Source organism: Ancylobacter terrae, assembly GCF_045108345.1.
Classification (GTDB): Bacteria; Pseudomonadota; Alphaproteobacteria; order Rhizobiales; family Xanthobacteraceae; genus Ancylobacter.
This window is the reverse complement of sequence record NZ_JBJGXH010000001.1, coordinates 1,194,969-1,210,530: the sequence shown is the minus strand read 5'-3', so window position 1 is coordinate 1,210,530 and position 15,562 is coordinate 1,194,969. Positions and strand designations below refer to the sequence as shown.

Annotated in this window: 19 protein-coding genes; 8 read left to right on the top strand and 11 right to left on the bottom strand. The window is 71.1% G+C overall.

Annotated features, from left to right (window positions below; genetic code table 11):
- Positions 1 to 6 precede the first annotated feature (6 nt).
- The gene (locus ACEUEL_RS05735; RefSeq protein ID WP_405703064.1) at positions 7 to 774 is read right to left on the bottom strand and encodes a rhomboid family intramembrane serine protease; all 768 of its coding nucleotides are present in this window, start codon (positions 772 to 774) and stop codon (positions 7 to 9) included.
- Positions 775 to 1,169: 395 nt separating this feature from the next.
- Between ACEUEL_RS05735 and ACEUEL_RS05730 the strand changes: the two genes are divergently transcribed.
- The 3 genes from ACEUEL_RS05730 to ACEUEL_RS05720 all read left to right on the top strand — a co-directional run bounded on the left by ACEUEL_RS05730 (position 1,170) and on the right by ACEUEL_RS05720 (position 3,459).
- Positions 1,170 to 1,739, top strand: a complete 570-nt coding sequence (locus tag ACEUEL_RS05730; RefSeq protein ID WP_405703062.1) for a PAS domain-containing protein — start codon at positions 1,170 to 1,172, stop codon at positions 1,737 to 1,739.
- 79 nt (positions 1,740 to 1,818) lie between these two features.
- Positions 1,819 to 2,424 (top strand): PilZ domain-containing protein, encoded by a 606-nt coding sequence (locus ACEUEL_RS05725; RefSeq protein ID WP_405703060.1) that lies wholly within the window; start codon positions 1,819 to 1,821, stop codon positions 2,422 to 2,424.
- Between the two features lie 399 nt (positions 2,425 to 2,823).
- Positions 2,824 to 3,459 (top strand): transglutaminase-like cysteine peptidase, encoded by a 636-nt coding sequence (locus ACEUEL_RS05720; RefSeq protein ID WP_405703058.1) that lies wholly within the window; start codon positions 2,824 to 2,826, stop codon positions 3,457 to 3,459.
- Positions 3,460 to 3,592: 133 nt separating this feature from the next.
- Here ACEUEL_RS05720 and ACEUEL_RS05715 read toward each other — a convergent pair whose 3' ends face one another.
- The 4 genes from ACEUEL_RS05715 to ACEUEL_RS05700 all read right to left on the bottom strand — a co-directional run bounded on the left by ACEUEL_RS05715 (position 3,593) and on the right by ACEUEL_RS05700 (position 6,349).
- On the bottom strand, positions 3,593 to 4,135 hold the full coding sequence (locus ACEUEL_RS05715) for a gamma carbonic anhydrase family protein (RefSeq protein ID WP_405703056.1): 543 nt from the start codon (positions 4,133 to 4,135) through the stop codon (positions 3,593 to 3,595).
- Positions 4,125 to 4,337 carry a DUF3126 family protein gene (locus tag ACEUEL_RS05710; RefSeq protein ID WP_405703054.1) on the bottom strand — a complete coding sequence of 71 codons (213 nt, stop codon included), beginning with the start codon at positions 4,335 to 4,337 and terminating at the stop codon, positions 4,125 to 4,127. Before ACEUEL_RS05710 ends, ACEUEL_RS05715 begins: the two co-directional genes overlap by 11 nt.
- A 94-nt stretch (positions 4,338 to 4,431) precedes the next feature.
- Positions 4,432 to 5,280, bottom strand: coding sequence for a serine O-acetyltransferase (gene cysE, locus ACEUEL_RS05705; RefSeq protein WP_405703053.1), 849 nt, complete (start codon positions 5,278 to 5,280; stop codon positions 4,432 to 4,434).
- A gap of 316 nt (positions 5,281 to 5,596) precedes the next feature.
- Positions 5,597 to 6,349, bottom strand: coding sequence for an alpha/beta fold hydrolase (locus ACEUEL_RS05700; protein ID WP_405703052.1), 753 nt, complete (start codon positions 6,347 to 6,349; stop codon positions 5,597 to 5,599).
- Positions 6,350 to 6,570: 221 nt separating this feature from the next.
- On the opposite strand from ACEUEL_RS05700, the gene ACEUEL_RS05695 reads away from it, so the two are divergent.
- The gene (locus tag ACEUEL_RS05695; RefSeq protein WP_405703051.1) at positions 6,571 to 7,689 is read left to right on the top strand and encodes a baeRF11 domain-containing protein; all 1,119 of its coding nucleotides are present in this window, start codon (positions 6,571 to 6,573) and stop codon (positions 7,687 to 7,689) included.
- 43 nt (positions 7,690 to 7,732) lie between these two features.
- Here the strand turns inward: ACEUEL_RS05695 and ACEUEL_RS05690 are convergent, their stop codons facing one another.
- Genes ACEUEL_RS05690 through ACEUEL_RS05675 form a run of 4 tightly spaced genes read right to left on the bottom strand, consistent with a single transcriptional unit; the run spans position 7,733 to position 9,976 of the window.
- Positions 7,733 to 8,116, bottom strand: a complete 384-nt coding sequence (locus ACEUEL_RS05690) for a DUF4087 domain-containing protein (protein WP_405703049.1) — start codon at positions 8,114 to 8,116, stop codon at positions 7,733 to 7,735.
- A 2-nt stretch (positions 8,117 to 8,118) separates the two neighbouring features.
- Positions 8,119 to 8,652 (bottom strand): O-acetyl-ADP-ribose deacetylase, encoded by a 534-nt coding sequence (locus ACEUEL_RS05685; protein WP_405703047.1) that lies wholly within the window; start codon positions 8,650 to 8,652, stop codon positions 8,119 to 8,121.
- Positions 8,653 to 8,696: 44 nt separating this feature from the next.
- Positions 8,697 to 8,990, bottom strand: coding sequence for a hypothetical protein (locus tag ACEUEL_RS05680; RefSeq protein ID WP_405703045.1), 294 nt, complete (start codon positions 8,988 to 8,990; stop codon positions 8,697 to 8,699).
- The gene (locus ACEUEL_RS05675; protein ID WP_405703044.1) at positions 8,987 to 9,976 is read right to left on the bottom strand and encodes a hypothetical protein; all 990 of its coding nucleotides are present in this window, start codon (positions 9,974 to 9,976) and stop codon (positions 8,987 to 8,989) included. Before ACEUEL_RS05675 ends, ACEUEL_RS05680 begins: the two co-directional genes overlap by 4 nt.
- Positions 9,977 to 10,170: 194 nt before the next feature.
- Here ACEUEL_RS05675 and ACEUEL_RS05670 point away from each other — a divergent pair, with 194 nt between their 5' ends.
- Genes ACEUEL_RS05670 through ACEUEL_RS05655 form a run of 4 tightly spaced genes read left to right on the top strand, consistent with a single transcriptional unit; the run spans position 10,171 to position 13,161 of the window.
- Positions 10,171 to 10,407, top strand: coding sequence for a zinc-finger domain-containing protein (locus ACEUEL_RS05670; RefSeq protein WP_405703042.1), 237 nt, complete (start codon positions 10,171 to 10,173; stop codon positions 10,405 to 10,407).
- 8 nt (positions 10,408 to 10,415) lie between these two features.
- Complete coding sequence (locus ACEUEL_RS05665) at positions 10,416 to 11,597, top strand: FAD-dependent monooxygenase (protein ID WP_405703040.1); 1,182 nt, start codon at positions 10,416 to 10,418, stop codon at positions 11,595 to 11,597.
- The gene (locus ACEUEL_RS05660; protein WP_405703038.1) at positions 11,585 to 12,529 is read left to right on the top strand and encodes an alpha/beta hydrolase; all 945 of its coding nucleotides are present in this window, start codon (positions 11,585 to 11,587) and stop codon (positions 12,527 to 12,529) included. The genes ACEUEL_RS05665 and ACEUEL_RS05660 overlap by 13 nt, the downstream gene beginning before the upstream one ends.
- Positions 12,529 to 13,161: a YoaK family protein gene (locus ACEUEL_RS05655; protein ID WP_405703035.1), complete on the top strand. Its 633-nt coding sequence runs from the start codon at positions 12,529 to 12,531 to the stop codon at positions 13,159 to 13,161. Before ACEUEL_RS05660 ends, ACEUEL_RS05655 begins: the two co-directional genes overlap by 1 nt.
- Before the next feature lie 13 nt (positions 13,162 to 13,174).
- Here ACEUEL_RS05655 and eutC read toward each other — a convergent pair whose 3' ends face one another.
- Positions 13,175 to 13,981 (bottom strand): ethanolamine ammonia-lyase subunit EutC, encoded by an 807-nt coding sequence (gene eutC, locus ACEUEL_RS05650; protein ID WP_405703033.1) that lies wholly within the window; start codon positions 13,979 to 13,981, stop codon positions 13,175 to 13,177.
- Positions 13,978 to 15,390: an ethanolamine ammonia-lyase subunit EutB gene (locus ACEUEL_RS05645; protein WP_405703031.1), complete on the bottom strand. Its 1,413-nt coding sequence runs from the start codon at positions 15,388 to 15,390 to the stop codon at positions 13,978 to 13,980. The genes eutC and ACEUEL_RS05645 overlap by 4 nt, the downstream gene beginning before the upstream one ends.
- Positions 15,391 to 15,562: the final 172 nt, after the last annotated feature.

Below are 15,562 nucleotides of genomic sequence, written 5' to 3'. Positions count from 1 at the left end.
CGCCGCTCAGGGGCGGCGGTCGGACAGGAAGGGATCGGGCTCGGCGCGCGGGACCGGATCGAACAGCGGAAACAGCAGCAGCCCGGCGACAAAGCCGCCGATATGCGCCTGCCAGGCGATCGAGCCCTGGTCGAGCCCGGCGGGAACGCCGATGCCGAAGGCGATGTTGATGAAGAACCAGACGGCGACGAAGATCAGCACCCGGCGGTCGCGCAGCGCCACGCCGAGCGGCTCCGCCGGGGCCCGCACCGCCGATTCGAACCCGCCCGGCCCCAGCCCCGCCAGGCCGCGCGAGGAGAACACGAAGCGGATCGCCGCCGCCATGCAGCCCGAGATCGAGGCCGAGGCGCCCACCATCGGCACCAGCTCGCCGGCATGGGTGGCAAGGTGCAGCCCCGCCCCCGCCGCCGCCGTCACCGCGAAGAAGGCGGCGAACCGCACCGTGCCGAAGCGCCGCGCCACCGGGCTGCCGAACGCCAGCAGCCACATCAGGTTGATGCCGATGTGGAGGAAGTCCCCATGCAGGAACGCATAGGTGACGAAGGTCCAGATATCGGCGCCCAGCCCGCCCGGCCACACCCCGCCCGGCAGCATCGAGGGATCGTACCGCGCCGGGATGAAGGCTAAGAGGGTGAGCAGCTCGACGTCAGCGTCCACGCTGATCGCGCTGCGCAGCAGCTGCACCGCGATCATCACCGCCGCCAGCACGGTGATCACCGTCGGCACGTTGAACATCGGCTGGCGCTGCGGCCTATGGCGTGTGGGATCGAGCACGCCCTGACATAGGGCCCCTGCCCCGCGCCGGCAAGGACCGGCAGCGCGAGACCGCCGCCGGCGGCCTCGGCGAGGCAAAAAAAGAGGGAGGGCGCAGCCCTCCCCCAATCGGTCACGAAAAGCGTCCGTCCTCGCGGGCGGCTCCTGTCGCTCTCCGCCTCCCTGTAATCATCGCGCCGGATCCTCGTTGGGTCGGCACGGCACAGCAGTGGATGGCGACAAGGTAGGCGGTGGCGACGCCCCGGCCAAGCCGGCCGCGCCGTCAACCTCTCGTTAACCTTAACGAAAAGTTTCCATGGTGATCGGCCTTTGAGGGGCCTTTGAATCGAAGGCGTGGCATGCACCCTGCTCCCCATGGGGATGGTGCGCCCTCGCACCTCGGGCATGGGTTCAGGATGAGACATTCCGCCAGCCGCGCGCTGTACGAGCACTGGAACGCCCTGCGGGGCGAGCGTCCGGCGCCCGAGCGCGCCGAGATCGCGCCGGAGGCCCTGCGCAAGGTGCTGGCCGACACGCTGATGCTCGACCTCGACGCCGGGCCCTCGCCGCTGGTCCGCCTCGCGGGAACCCGCATCTGCGGTCTTTTCGCCCGCGAACTGCGCGGCACCGCCTTCGATGCCCTGTTTCTGCCGGGCGAGCGCGAGCGGGCGCTCGGCCTCGTGCAGGCCATGGCCGCACAGGCGCAGCCGACCGTGGTGCGGACCCGCGGCCATACCGGCGACGGGCGCATCGCCCATATGGAGCTGCTGCTGCTGCCGCTGGCGCTCGAGGGCCACACGGAAGGCCGCGCGCTCGGCTCGATCGGCGCGCTCACCGTCCCATACTGGGTCGGCCTCGTTCCGATCGAGGGCATGGAGATCGTCGCCGCCCGCCGCCTGCCGCGCCCCGCGCACGCGGTCCCGGCCATTCCCCTGCCCGGCGGCATGCCCCCGCGCCTCACTGTGCTGCGCGGCGGCCGCGCCTGAGCCCCCGCGTTACGCCGCGTTAACGCTGCATCCCTAAAGTGCAGCGCTGCCGCCGCCGCACCGGAGCTTGCCCAGCGCCATGGCCGAACCTTCGCTCGCGCTTCCCCTGCCGCTCGCCGACGAGAAGCGGCGTCACCAGCGCGTGCGCGTCCGGCTGCTCGGCCGCTTCATGCTGGAGGACCGGCGCGAGTTTCCCTGCCAGACGATCGACATGTCGCCCGGCGGGGTCGCGCTGATGGTGCCCGTGGGCGGGCGCGTCGGCGAGCGTGTGGTGGCCTATCTCGATCATATCGGCCGCATCGAGGGCACCATCGCCCGGGTGTTCGACCACGGCTTCGCCATGACCGTGCTCGGCACGGCGAACCGCCGCGACAAGCTGGCCGACCAGCTCACCTGGCTCGCCAACCGGCCCCTCCTCGGCCTGCCGGAGGATCGCCGCCATGACCGCAGCGCGCCCCGCGACCCGCGCTCGACGCTGACCTTCGAGGACGGCAGCATGATGCCCTGCCAGGTGATCGACGTGTCGCTGTCCGGTGCCGCCGTCGCCACCCGCGTGCGTCCCGCCATCGGCACGGTGGTGACGCTCGGCAAGACGCAGGGGCGCGTCGTCCGCCACATCGAGGGCGGCATCGCCATCGAGTTCCTGCGCATCAGCGCGGCGGTGGACATCACCCCGCGCGGCTGAGCGCCCGCCGGCGCGCGGCGGCCGGCTCTTTTCACCCTTCCGATCGTTCCACGTCATGGCCGGGCCCGTCCCGGCCATCCACGTCTTTGCGCCACGCCGTGCGAGGAAGGCACGGGTCCCCGGGACAAGCCCGGGGATGGACAAGCCCGGGGATGACGGCGGGCTGCGGGACGCACCGTTGTCCCCTTGCTCCGGCGCGGGCGCGCGCCCGCATGCCGACGCCCTGGCTGCGGGGCGGCGAATTGTTCACGAAATGCCAACGTTGTTTTGGTTAACGCTCAGCAAAACAGCCGTTAACAATTCGTGCCGAATGTATCTCTGAATGTGCGATACAGCTTAGACGAAGATCAAAATCTTTGTGCCAGTATCACCTCATCGACAGGGGATGGGGTTTACGCGATGAACAAGAGGCTCGAACGGGCCCTGATCGCGGCGGTGGTGGCGGGGGCCATGATCGCCGGGGGACATGCCAAGGCCGGCGACCGGTTGGCGATGCTGACGGTCGGCGAGGACAATATGAGCGTCGGCCGCGTCACCTCGGCGCCGATCGGCTACATCCAGTTCTGCGCCCAGAACCCGGCCGACTGCGGCGCCGGCCCGGGCAAGAGCGGCAAGGTCGCGCTGACCAGCGCCAACCTCGCCCAGCTCGACGAGGTCAACCGCTCGGTCAACCGCCGCATCCAGCCGATGACCGACCTCGAGCATTTCGGCGAGATCGAGCGCTGGTCCTATCCGGACGACGGCTTCGGCGACTGCGAGGACTACGTGCTGCTGAAGCGGCGCACCCTGATCGGCCTCGGCTGGCCGGCGGACACGCTGCTGATCACCGTGGTGCGCGACCAGCGCGGCGACGGCCACTCGGTGCTCACCGTCGTCACCGACCATGGCGACGTCGTCCTCGACAACCAGGAGGACGACATCCTCGCCTGGCACGAGACCGGCTACCGCTATGTCAAACGCCAGTCGCAGAGCAACCTGAATGTGTGGGTGTCGCTCGGCGACGTCCGCGCCCCGGCCACCGTCGGCCGCAACTGATCCCCATTCCGCCTTCGCAGGAAGGCGTCACCGCACACGCTCCCGGCCTTCCCCAACGCCCCGAAACGCCGGACGTGTCGAGGCCGGCTCCTCCCCCAGGAGCCGGCCTCCTTTTTATGTCGGGGAATGACGCTCAGTCCGCCCGCTGCAGTCCAGTGGCGAAGCGGCGCCAGTTGCGCACGTAATGCGCCGCCGTGCCCTTGATCCGCGTGATGGTCGCCTCGTCCAGCGTGCGCACCACCTTCGCCGGCGAGCCGACGATCAGCGAATGATCGGGGAATTCCTTGCCCTCGGTGATCAGCGCATTGGCGCCGACGAGGCAGCCCTTGCCGATCTTCGCCCCATTGAGAATGGTCGCGCCCATGCCGATCAGGCTGCCCTCGCCGATGGTGCAGCCGTGCAGGATGGCGCGGTGGCCGATGGTGACATCATCGCCCAGCGTCATCGGGAAGCCGGGGTCGGTGTGCAGCACGCACAGTTCCTGGATGTTGACCCGGGCGCCGAGCACGATTGGCTCGTTGTCGCCGCGGATCACCGTGCCGAACCAGATGCTGGCCTCGTCGCCGAGCCGCACGCGCCCGATCACCGTGGCCCCCGGCGCGATCCAGAACCGCCCGGGGGGCGGCAGGTCGGGGCCGACGCCGTCGAGCGCGTAGACGAAGGGCTCAGTCGTCAAGGTCGGTGTCCAGGATGGCCATCTGGAAATTATAGGAGAGGTCGCCGTCCTCCTTGTCCTCGAACAGGACGCCGATGAACTCCTCGCCGATATAGACCTCGGCCGAATCCTTCTTCTTCGGGCGCGCGACGACCCGGATCTGCGCATTGCCGAACAGCCGGCGCAGATAGGTCTGCACCCGTTCGTTGTCCTTCTTTTCCACGCGGCCTGCTCCGTGAACCTCACTTGCGATGGCGGCAGGCTTGCCACGCCGACGCGGCGGGCGCAACCCGCCGATGCGGGCGCGGCCGCTGCGCTCAGGCGCCCCCGCCGCCGAGCGGCGGGTCGAACATCTGGTTCATGCTGCGCGCCGGCTCGTTGCAGCCGGCCTCGCCGACGATCTTGGCCGGAACGCCGGCGACGGTGACGCGCGGCGGCACCGGCTTCAGCACCACCGAGCCGGCGGCGATGCGGGCGCAATGGCCGATCTCGATATTGCCGAGCACCTTGGCGCCCGCCCCGATCAGCACGCCGCGGCGGATCTTGGGATGGCGGTCGCCGCTCTCCTTGCCGGTGCCGCCGAGCGTGACGCCCTGCAGGATCGACACGTCATCCTCCAGCACCGCGGTCTGGCCGACCACGATGCCGGTGGCGTGGTCGAAGAAGATGCCGCGCCCGAACGGCGCCGCCGGGTTGATGTCGACCTGGTTCACCGCCGAGGATCGGCTCTGGATGTAGAGCGCGAAGTCGCGGCGGCCGGCATTCCACAGCCAGTGCGCCAGACGGTGGGCCTGGATGGCGTGGAAGCCCTTGTAATAGAGCAGCGGCTCGATGGCGCGGCTGGTGGCGGGATCGCGATCGCACACCGCCATGATGTCGGCCCGGAACGCCGCGCCGATCGCCGGATCGGCGGCGAAGGCGTCGTCGAACGCCTGCCGGATCAGTTCGCCGGGCACGTCGACATGGTCGAGCCGCTGCGACACGCGGTGCGCCACCGCGCGCTCGAGGCTCTGGTGATAGAGCACGGTGGAGAACACGAAGCTGGCCAGCGCCGGCTCGCGGGAGGCGAGGTTCTCGGCCTCGGTGCGGATGCGCGACCAGACCGGATCGATCTTGTCGAGCGGCTTCAGCGCGCCATCGGCAAACTGCAGGGAATTCTGCGCCATCGGGTGGCCTCGTCTCGTTGGCTTGCCCGCCCGCCGCGCGGGGCGCGTTCAGGGGCGGGAAACATCGGGGTCAGTTGGGCGAAGTTCTAACATAGACCTCGCCGCGAGCCTACGCCCCCCGACGGGAGGAGCATCCCCGCCCGCCGACACGCCGGAGATCGCGTCGGCATCGGCAGGAACGATGGCTCCCGCGATCCGCGAACGCGGTGCCGGCACCAAGGTTCCCGTGAATCGACCTCTGAACAAACCCGGCCAGGCGATTCCGGCGACCAGCTTTTTCCCGCACCGTGCGCGCCCGGCCGATGCCGGCCGCGCCTCATCCCCGCATGTCGAGGAAGGCCAGCGCGCCCTGCTTGAACACCTTGTCGCCCACCGCGAGCATGTGGTCGCGATCGGGGATGTCGAGCACCTGCGCGCCGGGGATCAGCGGGGCAAGCCTGTGCGCCGAGCCGGACACGACATCCTTCGTGCCCACGGCGATCAGCGTCGGCGCGGCGATGCGCCCGACCTCCTCGCGCGTCAGCGTGCGGCGCGAGCCGAAGATGCAGGCGGCCAGCGCGCGGCGGTCGCTCTTCGTCTGGTCGGCGAAGGCGCGGAAGGTGCGGCCCATGGGATCGCTGACATCGTCGAGGCTCGGCGCGAGCAGCGCATCGGCGATGGTGATCGGCAGCCCCGCCCCTTCCACCAGATGGATGCCGATGCCGCCGAGGATCAGCGCCCGCACCCGCTCCGGCGCCGCGATGGCGAGGCAGGCGCTGATGCGCCCGCCCATCGAATAGCCCATCACATCCGCCGCCGGCAGGCCGAGATGGTCCATCAGCGCCGCGACGTCGCCGGCCATGAGATGGGGATCGTAGGCGTCGGGCTCGTAGAGCTTCTCGCTGTCGCCATGGCCGCGATTGTCGAGCGCGACCACCCGCCGCCCGGCGCGGGTGAGCGTCGACACCCAGCCCGGACCGACCCAGTTGATCTCCTTGTTCGAGCCGAAGCCGTGGACGAGCACGATCGGTTCACCCTCGCCCTCGTCGAGATAGGCGAGACGGATACCGTCATGGCTGAAGTGCGGCATGTAGACTGGCTCCCGCGTGGCCGGATCGAGACATTCCGCGCACGCTCTAGAGCATGCTGGCGCAAAGTTGAATGCCCGTGGAGGCCGCCGCCGCCGGCATCGTCCGTATTGATCCCAGTTGCCGCGCGGCGCGCCGTGCCGATCTTCGCAACGGGGATCGCACCGCGCTGCGCCCCCGGTAAGGAGCCGCGGCGCGCCAATGAAACGGGAAAGGGACGCCCATGCTGCACATCGACCTGCCCACCATCGCCGACATCGAGGCGCTCGCCGCCGTCCGCGCCACGCCCGCCGTGTCGATCTACCTGCGCACCACGCCGCTGACGCAGGAGGCGCAGGCGGGACGCATCGAACTCAAGAACCTGCTCGCCGCGGTCGTCGCGCAGCTCGAGCAGGCCGGCACGCCCAAGCGCACCATCGAACCGATCGTCGCCGACATCGAGGCGCTGGCGGCGGATGATGATTTCTGGGCGACCCAGGCGAACAGCCTCGCCATCTTCGCCACCCCGGAGCGCGTGACCACCTACCGGCTCGGCAACCACCTGCACAACATCGCCGAGGTGTCGGACCGCTTCCACATCAAGCCGCTGCTGCGCGCGGTCACCTTCCCGCACACCGCCTATATCCTCGCCATCAGCGCCGGCGCGGTGCGCCTCGTCGAGCTGGCGGGGGATTCGACCGCCCACACGGTGCGGGTGCCCGGCCTGCCCAAGGGCATGTCCGACGCGCTCGGTCGGCGCAGCCACACCGAACGTTCCGGCGACATGACGAGCCAGCTCGACGGGAGCGAAAGCGCGCTGCTGGCGAAATATGCCCGCGCCGTCGACGAGGCGCTGCGCCCGACGCTGGCCGGCCATCACCGCCCGCTGATCCTGGCGGCGTCCGAGCCCCTCGCCTCGGCCTTCCGCCGCGTGGCGAGCTACCGCAACCTGGCCGCCGAGGGCATTCCCGGCAGCGCCGACCACACGCCCGACCATGAGCTCGCCGCCGCGGCGCGCCCCATCCTCGATCGGCTCTATGCGGAGCAGATCGCCCGCTTCGCCGCGCTGTTCGCCGAGCGCGAGCCGCAGCGCCGCGCCATCACCGATGTCGCCCACGCCGCCCGCGCCGCCACCTATGGCGCCGTCGACACGCTGCTGGTCGACATCGACACCGCCGTGCCCGGCTATGTGCACGAGGACGGCGGCGTGATGTTCGAGGCCCGCCCCGACGCGTATAATTACGGCGTCGTCGACGAGATCGCCCGCCGCACGCTGGCGACCGGCGGGCGCGTGCTCGCCGTGCGCCGCGACGACATCCCCGGCCATGGCGACCTCGCCGCCGTGCTGCGCTACCCGTTCTGAGCCGGATCCGGCGCCCGGCCCGCCAAGGGGCGGGCGCCGACGCTCAGCGGGGCACCGGCCGCAGCGCTTTGTCGCCCCGGCAGCGCGCCAGCGGCAGGATGCGGCCGGAATAGACGCGGGTGATGCGCTGCGCGCTGTTGTCGGTCTCGACCGACAGGCAGGCGCAGCCATAGCCGTAGCCGTTCGGCTGCGTCTTCACGTATTGCTTCGGGTCGAAGTCGGGCAGGTTCTCGTCGGCGCCGGCGGCGTTCGGACCGCCCGCCTCCAGCTGCGTGGTGATCCACCAGTCGGCGTCGCGGTCGATCAGGATCAGGTTGCCCGGCGTCGGGTTCACGTACCAGCCGCAGCGGTTCTCGGCGGCAAGGATGGGCGTGCCGGCGAGGAAAAGGGCGACAGCGAGGGCGGCAAAGGTAGCTCGGGCGACCATGGCTAGTTATCCCGGCTCCGTTCCGGTTCGGCTGCGGCAAGGAGCGCGTCATAGATGCGCTGGTCCGCATCGCTGAACGAGCAGAAGACGATCGTCTCGAGCGGCCCCGGTTCGTCCGCGAATTCACGCGCCACCGCCACCGCGATACCGGCAGCATCGCTCGCCGGGAAGCCGAACCGCCCGGTGCTGATGCCGGGAAAGGCGATGCTGCGCAAGCCGCGATCGCGGGCGAGAGACAGGCTTTTGCCGTAGCATTGGCGCAGCAGCGACACTTCGCCATGGCCGCCGCCCTGCCACACCGGCCCGACCGTGTGGATGATGAACCGCGCCGGCAGCCTGTAGCCGCGCGTGATCTTGGCTTCGCCGGTGCGGCAGCCGCCAAGCAGCCGGCACTCGTGCAGCAGGTCCGATCCCGCCGCGCGATGGATGGCGCCGTCAACTCCTCCCCCGCCGAGCAGCGAGGAATTGGCCGCGTTGACGATGGCGTCCACCGGGAGCGTGGTGATGTCGGCCTTGATGGCTTGCAGGACGAGCATGGGTTCACATGACCGGGAAATTCGAACTCATTCGGGCAATGCCCTCAGTCCGGCCCGCCTTCGACCGCCCGACGCCAGACATCGCGAGCCTCATCATAGCAACGCCCGCAGAGCAGCGTCACGCGAACCTCGGAAAGCACGTCCTCGGTCCATTCTCCGCCCGCCGACAGGCGATGGTGCTCGCATGCAGCGCACCACGCATCGGGACGCAGGGCTGACGACGTATCAGACCAATGGAAGCCGACCGGCTGCCCCGTCGCCAGCGAGTTCGCGATGTGGCAGCAGACAAAGGTCTCGTCCTGCTGGCCGTGAGCCTCACACTCAACCTGCCCGCTCACGCGACCGTCCCCACCTTCTTCCCCCGCCATAGCGGGCGGACCATCGCCACCACCAGCGCGTTGAAGGAGGCGACGAGGCCGAGGAGGTTGACCGCGGCGGCGAGGATCCACCAGCCGAGTTTCACCAGCGCCTCGGTGACGAACAGCGCGCCGCGGCCGAGCGACTTCACGATGGCCAGCGTCTGCCCGCCCTTCACCTCGGCGAGGCGGCGCAGCCGGGCGGCGTCCTTCGCCTCGTCGATGTGCTTCAGGCCGAGCATCGCCGCGCGCGTGCCCGCCTTGCCCTGCGTCGCGCCGAGATCGGCGACCAGCGTGCCGACCTGCCGCGCCGCCGGACCGCCGGCACCGCGCCGCAGCAGGCGTCCGACATCGGCGGCGAGCCGCGCGCTGAACAGGCCGGCGCGGCGGGCGCCCTTCAGCACGCTGAGCCCGGCCCGCGCCGGCAGCGAGGCGCCGAAGGTGGCGTAGGTGACGCCCGTGGCGGCGAGACCGGCGGTGGAGAGGCCCAGCATCAGCGGATCGACCTCCGCCCCGCTCGCCCAGTGCCACGCCTCGCGGCCGGCATCGCGCATGTCGCCCCAGACGGTGAGATCGCCCGCCGTCGCCCCGGCGAGGCCGGCGAGATCCTCCGCCCGCCCGGTGGCGAAGCCCTGTCCGAACCGTCCGGCGCCGCGGACGAGCTGCGCGGTGGCCGAGGTGGCGAGCATCACCCGCGCGCGCTGGGCCGGCGCGACCGCAACGGACCGCGCATCGGCCAGCGCGACATAGCTCGCGGCGAGTTCGGCATCATCCGCCGCCAGCGCCGCCTCGATGCCCTCGGCGACATGGGGCGCGTCGAGCACGCGGTCGAGTTCGAGATCGGCGATGCGCGCCGCATCGTCCCGCGCCAGCACCAGGTCGAGCGCGCCCCGCCCCAGCGGCACGACCCAGTGGGCCGCGCCGGCGAAGGCAAGGAGGAAACCCAGCGCGGCGAAAAGGCGGGACATCGGTTCGAACCTGGCGGCCCGGAGGCGGGCGCGACGTGATGCGGACGCCCCGTTACATGGCGTGCCAATGTGGCGAACGGAAGGGCAACCCCGGCGCGGCGCGGGGTTGCGACATGCCGCCGGCCTTGCCGCGCGCGGCAAGGCCCGTCTATGGTCGCCCGCAACCGGCACCAGCGCGCGCGGAGATGATTCAGATGGCCGACCACGTCGTTCCCCACTTCCACAACTCGGCGGGAGTGCCGACGGTGCAGATCGGCGTGCGGGAATTCATGTGCGTCGGCGCGCTGCCGCCCTACGACCACCCCCATGTCTATCTCGACATGGGCGGCGACGTTGAGATCATCTGCCCCTACTGCTCGACCCTCTACCGCTACGACCCGGCCCTGCACGGCACGCAATCCCGCCCGGCCGACTGCCTCTACGCCGCCTGAGCGCCCCCGTGGCGGCCGGCCGCATCGCGATCGCCGGCGCCGGGATCGGCGGCCTCGCGGCCGCCATCGCGCTTGCCCGCGCGGGCTTCGAGGTGGTGGTGCTGGAGCGGGCTCTGGCGCTGGAAGAAGCCGGCGCCGGCGTGCAGCTCGCCGCCAATGCGACGCGCAGCCTCAACGCGCTCGGCCTCTATGAGCGTGTCGCCGCGCGGGCGGTGCGCCCGGAAGCCCTCGAGATCGTCAACGGCCTCACCGGCGAGATGCTCAGCCACGCGCCGCTCGGCGCGAAGGCGCGCAAGCGCTTCGGCGCCCCCTTCCTCGTCATCCACCGCGCCGACCTCCAGGCCGCGCTGCTGGAAGCGGCACGGGCCGAGCCGAGCATCGGCCTCCTGCTCGGCCGGACGGTGGAGGATGTCGAGGAGCGCCCCGACGGGATCACCGTCCGCTGCAGCCATGCCGGGCTGCCCGAGGAACACGACGCGATCGCGCTGATCGGCGCCGACGGGCTGCGCTCGAATGTGCGCCGCCGGCTCGGGATGGGGCGCGATCCCTCCTTCCGCCACCGCGCCGCCTGGCGTGCCACCGTCGCCGCCGAAGACCTGCCCCCGCACCTGGCGGCGCCGACCGTGCGGCTGTGGCTGGGCCCGCGCGCGCACCTCGTCAGCTATCCGGTGCGGGCCGGGGCGGCCGTCAACCTCGTCGCGGTGACGCCGGACGAGCGCACCGCCCATGGCTGGGGCGCCAGCGCCGCGCGCGAGGAACTCGTCGAGCATTTCGAGGGCTGGAGCGCGGATGCGCAGACCCTTCTCGCGACGCCCGACCACTGGCTGCGCTGGGCGCTGTTCGATCTTCCTCCGCTGCGGCGCTGGGGCAAGGGCCGCGTCACCCTGCTCGGCGACGCCGCCCACGCCATGCTGCCCTTCCTCGCGCAGGGCGCGGCGCAGGCGCTGGAAGATGCCGTCGTGCTCGGCAGGAGCCTGCGCGCCGGGCGGGGCGACATCGTCGCGGCGCTGCGCCGCTACGAGAACCAGCGTCGCGCCCGCACGGCGCGGGTGCAGCGCGCCGCGCGCGGCATGGACCGCATCTATCACCTTTCCGGCCCGGCACGGCTGCTGCGCGACCTCGTGCTGCGCTCGCGCGAGGGCGAGGCGGCGATGGAGCGCTACGGATGGATCTACCGGTGGAAACCCTGATCCCGCGCGCCTGGGGCGCCCTCCTCTGCGCCGTCGCCCTCGCCGGCCCGGCCGAGGCGCGGATCACGCGCGACGTCGAACAGGGCGGCCTGCACGGCACCCTGACGCTTCCCGACGCGACGGCGCCACCGGTGCCGGCCGTTCTCATCCTCGCCGGCTCCGGCCCGGTGGACCGCGACGGCAACATGCCGGGCCTCAGGAATGACGGGCTGAAGCAGCTCGGCGACGCGCTGGCCGAGCACGGCATCGCCAGCCTGCGTATCGACAAGCGCGGCGTCGGTGCCAGCGCGGCGACCACCACCCGCGAGGACCAACTGCGCATCGACACCTATGTCGCCGACGCGGTGAGCTGGATCGAGGTGCTGCGGCAGCAACCGGAAATCGCCCGTGTGGTAATGCTCGGCCACAGCGAGGGCGCGCTGGTCGCGACGCTGGCCGCGCAGCAGAGCGACGTCGCCGGCCTCGTCCTCGTCGCCGGTGCCGGCGATCCCGCGCCGGTGCTGATCGAGCGCCAGCTCGCCGCCGCAGGGGCGCCGCGCCCGCTGCAGGAGGCCTCCCGCTCCATCGCCCAGCGTCTCGCCCGCGGCGAGGAGGTGGAGGACGTGCCACCCGAGCTTTCGCCGCTCTACCGGACCTCGGTGCAGCCCTACATGGTCTCGTGGTTCCAGCGCGACCCGGCGGCCGAGCTCGGCAAGACCACCGCGCCCGTGCTGATCCTGCAAGGCGGCACCGACCTGCAGGTGGACACCGAGCAGGCCTGGAAACTCGCCTCCGCCCGCCCGGGCGCGCAGATGGTCGTGGTCGAGGGCATGAACCACGTGCTGAAGAGCGCCCCCGCGAACCGGGCCGCCAACCTCGCCACCTATGGCGACGCCGCCGCCCCGCTCGCGCCGGGGCTGGTGCCGGCCATCGCGGCCTTCGTGGCGCCCTGATGCATTTCGCGCTCGCGATCCTCGTCACCACGCTGGCCGGCTTCGTCGACGCGATCGGCTATGCGGCGCTCGGCAAGCTTTACCTGTCGTTCATGAGCGGCAACACCACCCGGCTCGGCATGGCGATCGCCGAGGGCGAAACGTCGGTCGTGCTGCTGGCGGCTTCCATCATCGCCAGCTTCGTCGCCGGCGCCGGGGTGGGCACGCTGGTCGCCGACGCCACCGGCGAGGGGCGGCTGTCCGCGATACTCGGCAGCGAGGCGGTGCTGATCGCGCTCGCGCTGGCGCTCACCGTCGCGGCGCCGGGGCCGCACGCGCTGCTGCCGATCGCCGCCGCCATGGGCATGCAGAACAGCGCGCACCAGGTCGTGCTCAAGGCCGACATCGGCAAGAGCTTCGTCACCGGCACGCTGGTCTCCTTCGCCGGCGCACTCGCCCGCGCCATCCGCGACCGCAAGCCGACCGGCGAGGCCTCGACCTATGGCGCGGCGTGGCTCGCCTTCGTCACCGGCGTACTGACGGGGGCGCTGTGGCTGCACCACAACGGCATGGTCACGGCGCTGGCGACGGCGCTGGCGCTGATCGCAGCGCTGGCCCTCGCGGTGCATCCGCGCATCGTGAAGCTGCCCTGACCGGCGGCGCGGTTCAGCGGGCGGGAAGCGCCGCCGGCACCCGGCCTTCGACGAGGAGCAGGTCGCTCTCGTCCTTGAGGCTGACCCCGGTGAGCTGGCGCACCAGCGCCTCCCTCAAGAGCCAGGCCAGCTTGAAGGCGGCGAGTTCGTGGCTGAGCCCTTCCTCGCGCACGTTCGAGATGCAGTTGCGCTCCGCATCCGAGCGCCCGACCTTCGGCGCGAAGGTGAGATAGACGCCGAGGCTGTCGGGCGAGGACAGGCCCGGCCGCTCGCCGATCAGCACCACCACCGCCCGCGCTCTCAGGAGCGAACCGACCTCGTCGCCCAATGCGACGCGGGCCTGCGACGCGACGACGACCGGGGCGAGGCTCCAGCCCGCCTCGCCGATCCAGCGCTGGAAGGCGGCGAGGAACGGCACCGCCTGCCGGTGCACCGCGGTGGAGGAGAGGCCGTCCGCGACGACGATGGCGAGGTCGACCGGGGGATGCCCACCCGTCGCCAGAGCGGCACGGCTTTCCTCCGACAGCTTCCGCCCGAGATCGGGGCGGCGCAGATAGGCGTCGCGCGCCGGGGCGGCGGAGGCGACCGTGAGCGTCGGCAGGCCGAGCCCGGCGATGCCGGCCTCCACGGCCGCCGCGTCGAACGGCGTGTGCACGGCATCCCGCGCCTGCGCATGGGCAAGCGCGAAGCGCAGCACCTCCCGCGTCGGCAGGCCGGTGCCGGCGCGCCCGAGCGCGATGCGCGCCGGGGTGAAGCGGGCGAGCTTCTGCCACGCATCCTCGATGACGATGCCGCCCTCGACGTCTTCGGGGCCACTCATGCCGCGAGCCCCGAATCGAGGCGGGCGTCGAGCCCCCTGGCGCCGGCGAGCAGCGGGTGGGCACCGCGCTGGTCCTTCAGGCGCCCGTCCAGCCCGGTGATGCCCATCGCTTGCAGCCACGCCTCGAATTCCGGCGCCCGCTTAAGCCCGAGCACCTCGCGCAGATAGAGCTGGTCGTGGAACGAGGTCGACTGGTAGTTCAGCATCACGTCATCCGAGCCGGGGATGCCCATGATGTAGGTGACGCCGGCCGCGCCGAGCAGCGTCATCAGCGTATCCATGTCGTCCTGGTCGGCCTCGGCGTGGTTGGTGTAGCAGACGTCGCAGCCGAGCGGCACGCCCATCAGCTTGCCGCAGAAATGATCCTCCAGCCCGGCGCGGATGATCTGCTTGCCGTCATAGAGATATTCCGGCCCGATGAAGCCGACGACCGTGTTGACCAGCAGCGGCCTGAACGGCCGGCACACCGCATAGGCGCGCGCTTCTAGCGTCTGCTGGTCGACGCCGTGATGGGCTCCGGCCGAGAGCGCGGAACCCTGCCCGGTCTCGAAATACATGGCGTTGTCGCCGACCGTGCCCCGCTTCAGCGAGGCGGCGGCGTCATAGCCCTCCTTCAACGCGGCGAGGCTGATGCCGAAGGAGGCGTTCGCCCCTTCCGTCCCCGCCACCGACTGAAACACCAGGTCGACCGGCACGCCGCGATTGATCACCTCGACCGAGGTGGTGACATGGGTGAGCACGCAGGACTGGGTGGGGATGTCGAAGCGGGCGATGATGTCGTCGGTCAGCTTCAGCAGTTCGGTCAGCGCGGGGATGCTGTCGGAGGCCGGGTTGATGCCGATCACCGCGTCGCCGCAACCATAGAGCAGCCCGTCGAGGATGGCGGCGGTGATGCCGGCGACGTCGTCGGTCGGGTGGTTCGGCTGGAGGCGCACCGCCATGGTGCCGGGCAGGCCGATGGTGTTGCGGAACTTCGTGACCACGCGGCACTTCTTCGCCACCGCGATGAGGTCCTGGTTGCGCATGATCTTGGACACCGCCGCCGCCATCTCCGGCGTGATCCCCGGCGCCAACGCGGCGAGAACCTCGCCGCTCGCGCGCGCCGAGAGCAGGAAGTCGCGGAAATCGCCCACGGTCATGTGCGCCACGGGGCGGAAGGCCGCATCGTCATGAGTGTCGATGATGAGGCGCGTGACCTCGTCGGCCTCGTAAGGCACCAGCGCCTCGCTGAGGAAGGTCGAAAGCGGAACCTCGGCGAGGCACATGCGGGCGGCGACGTTCTCCTCCGCCGAGGAGGCGGCGACGCCGGCCAGCATGTCGCCGGAGCGCAGCGGCGTCGCCTTGGCCATCAGATCCTTCAGATCAGCGAAGACCCAGCTTCGCTCACCGATCATGTGGCGGTACGCCATCCCCGATCCCCGTTCGCTCGCATGCCCAAAACCGCAGCATGGCGCGAAAAGATACTCCGGCGGATCGATGAGCGGAAGGCTCCCGGCGCCGCCACGCGATCGTTCGTCGGCTGGACGGGGCGCGCGCGGCCCGCTAGGACGGCACACAGAATACCAGCGGGCGGCGCGAGGA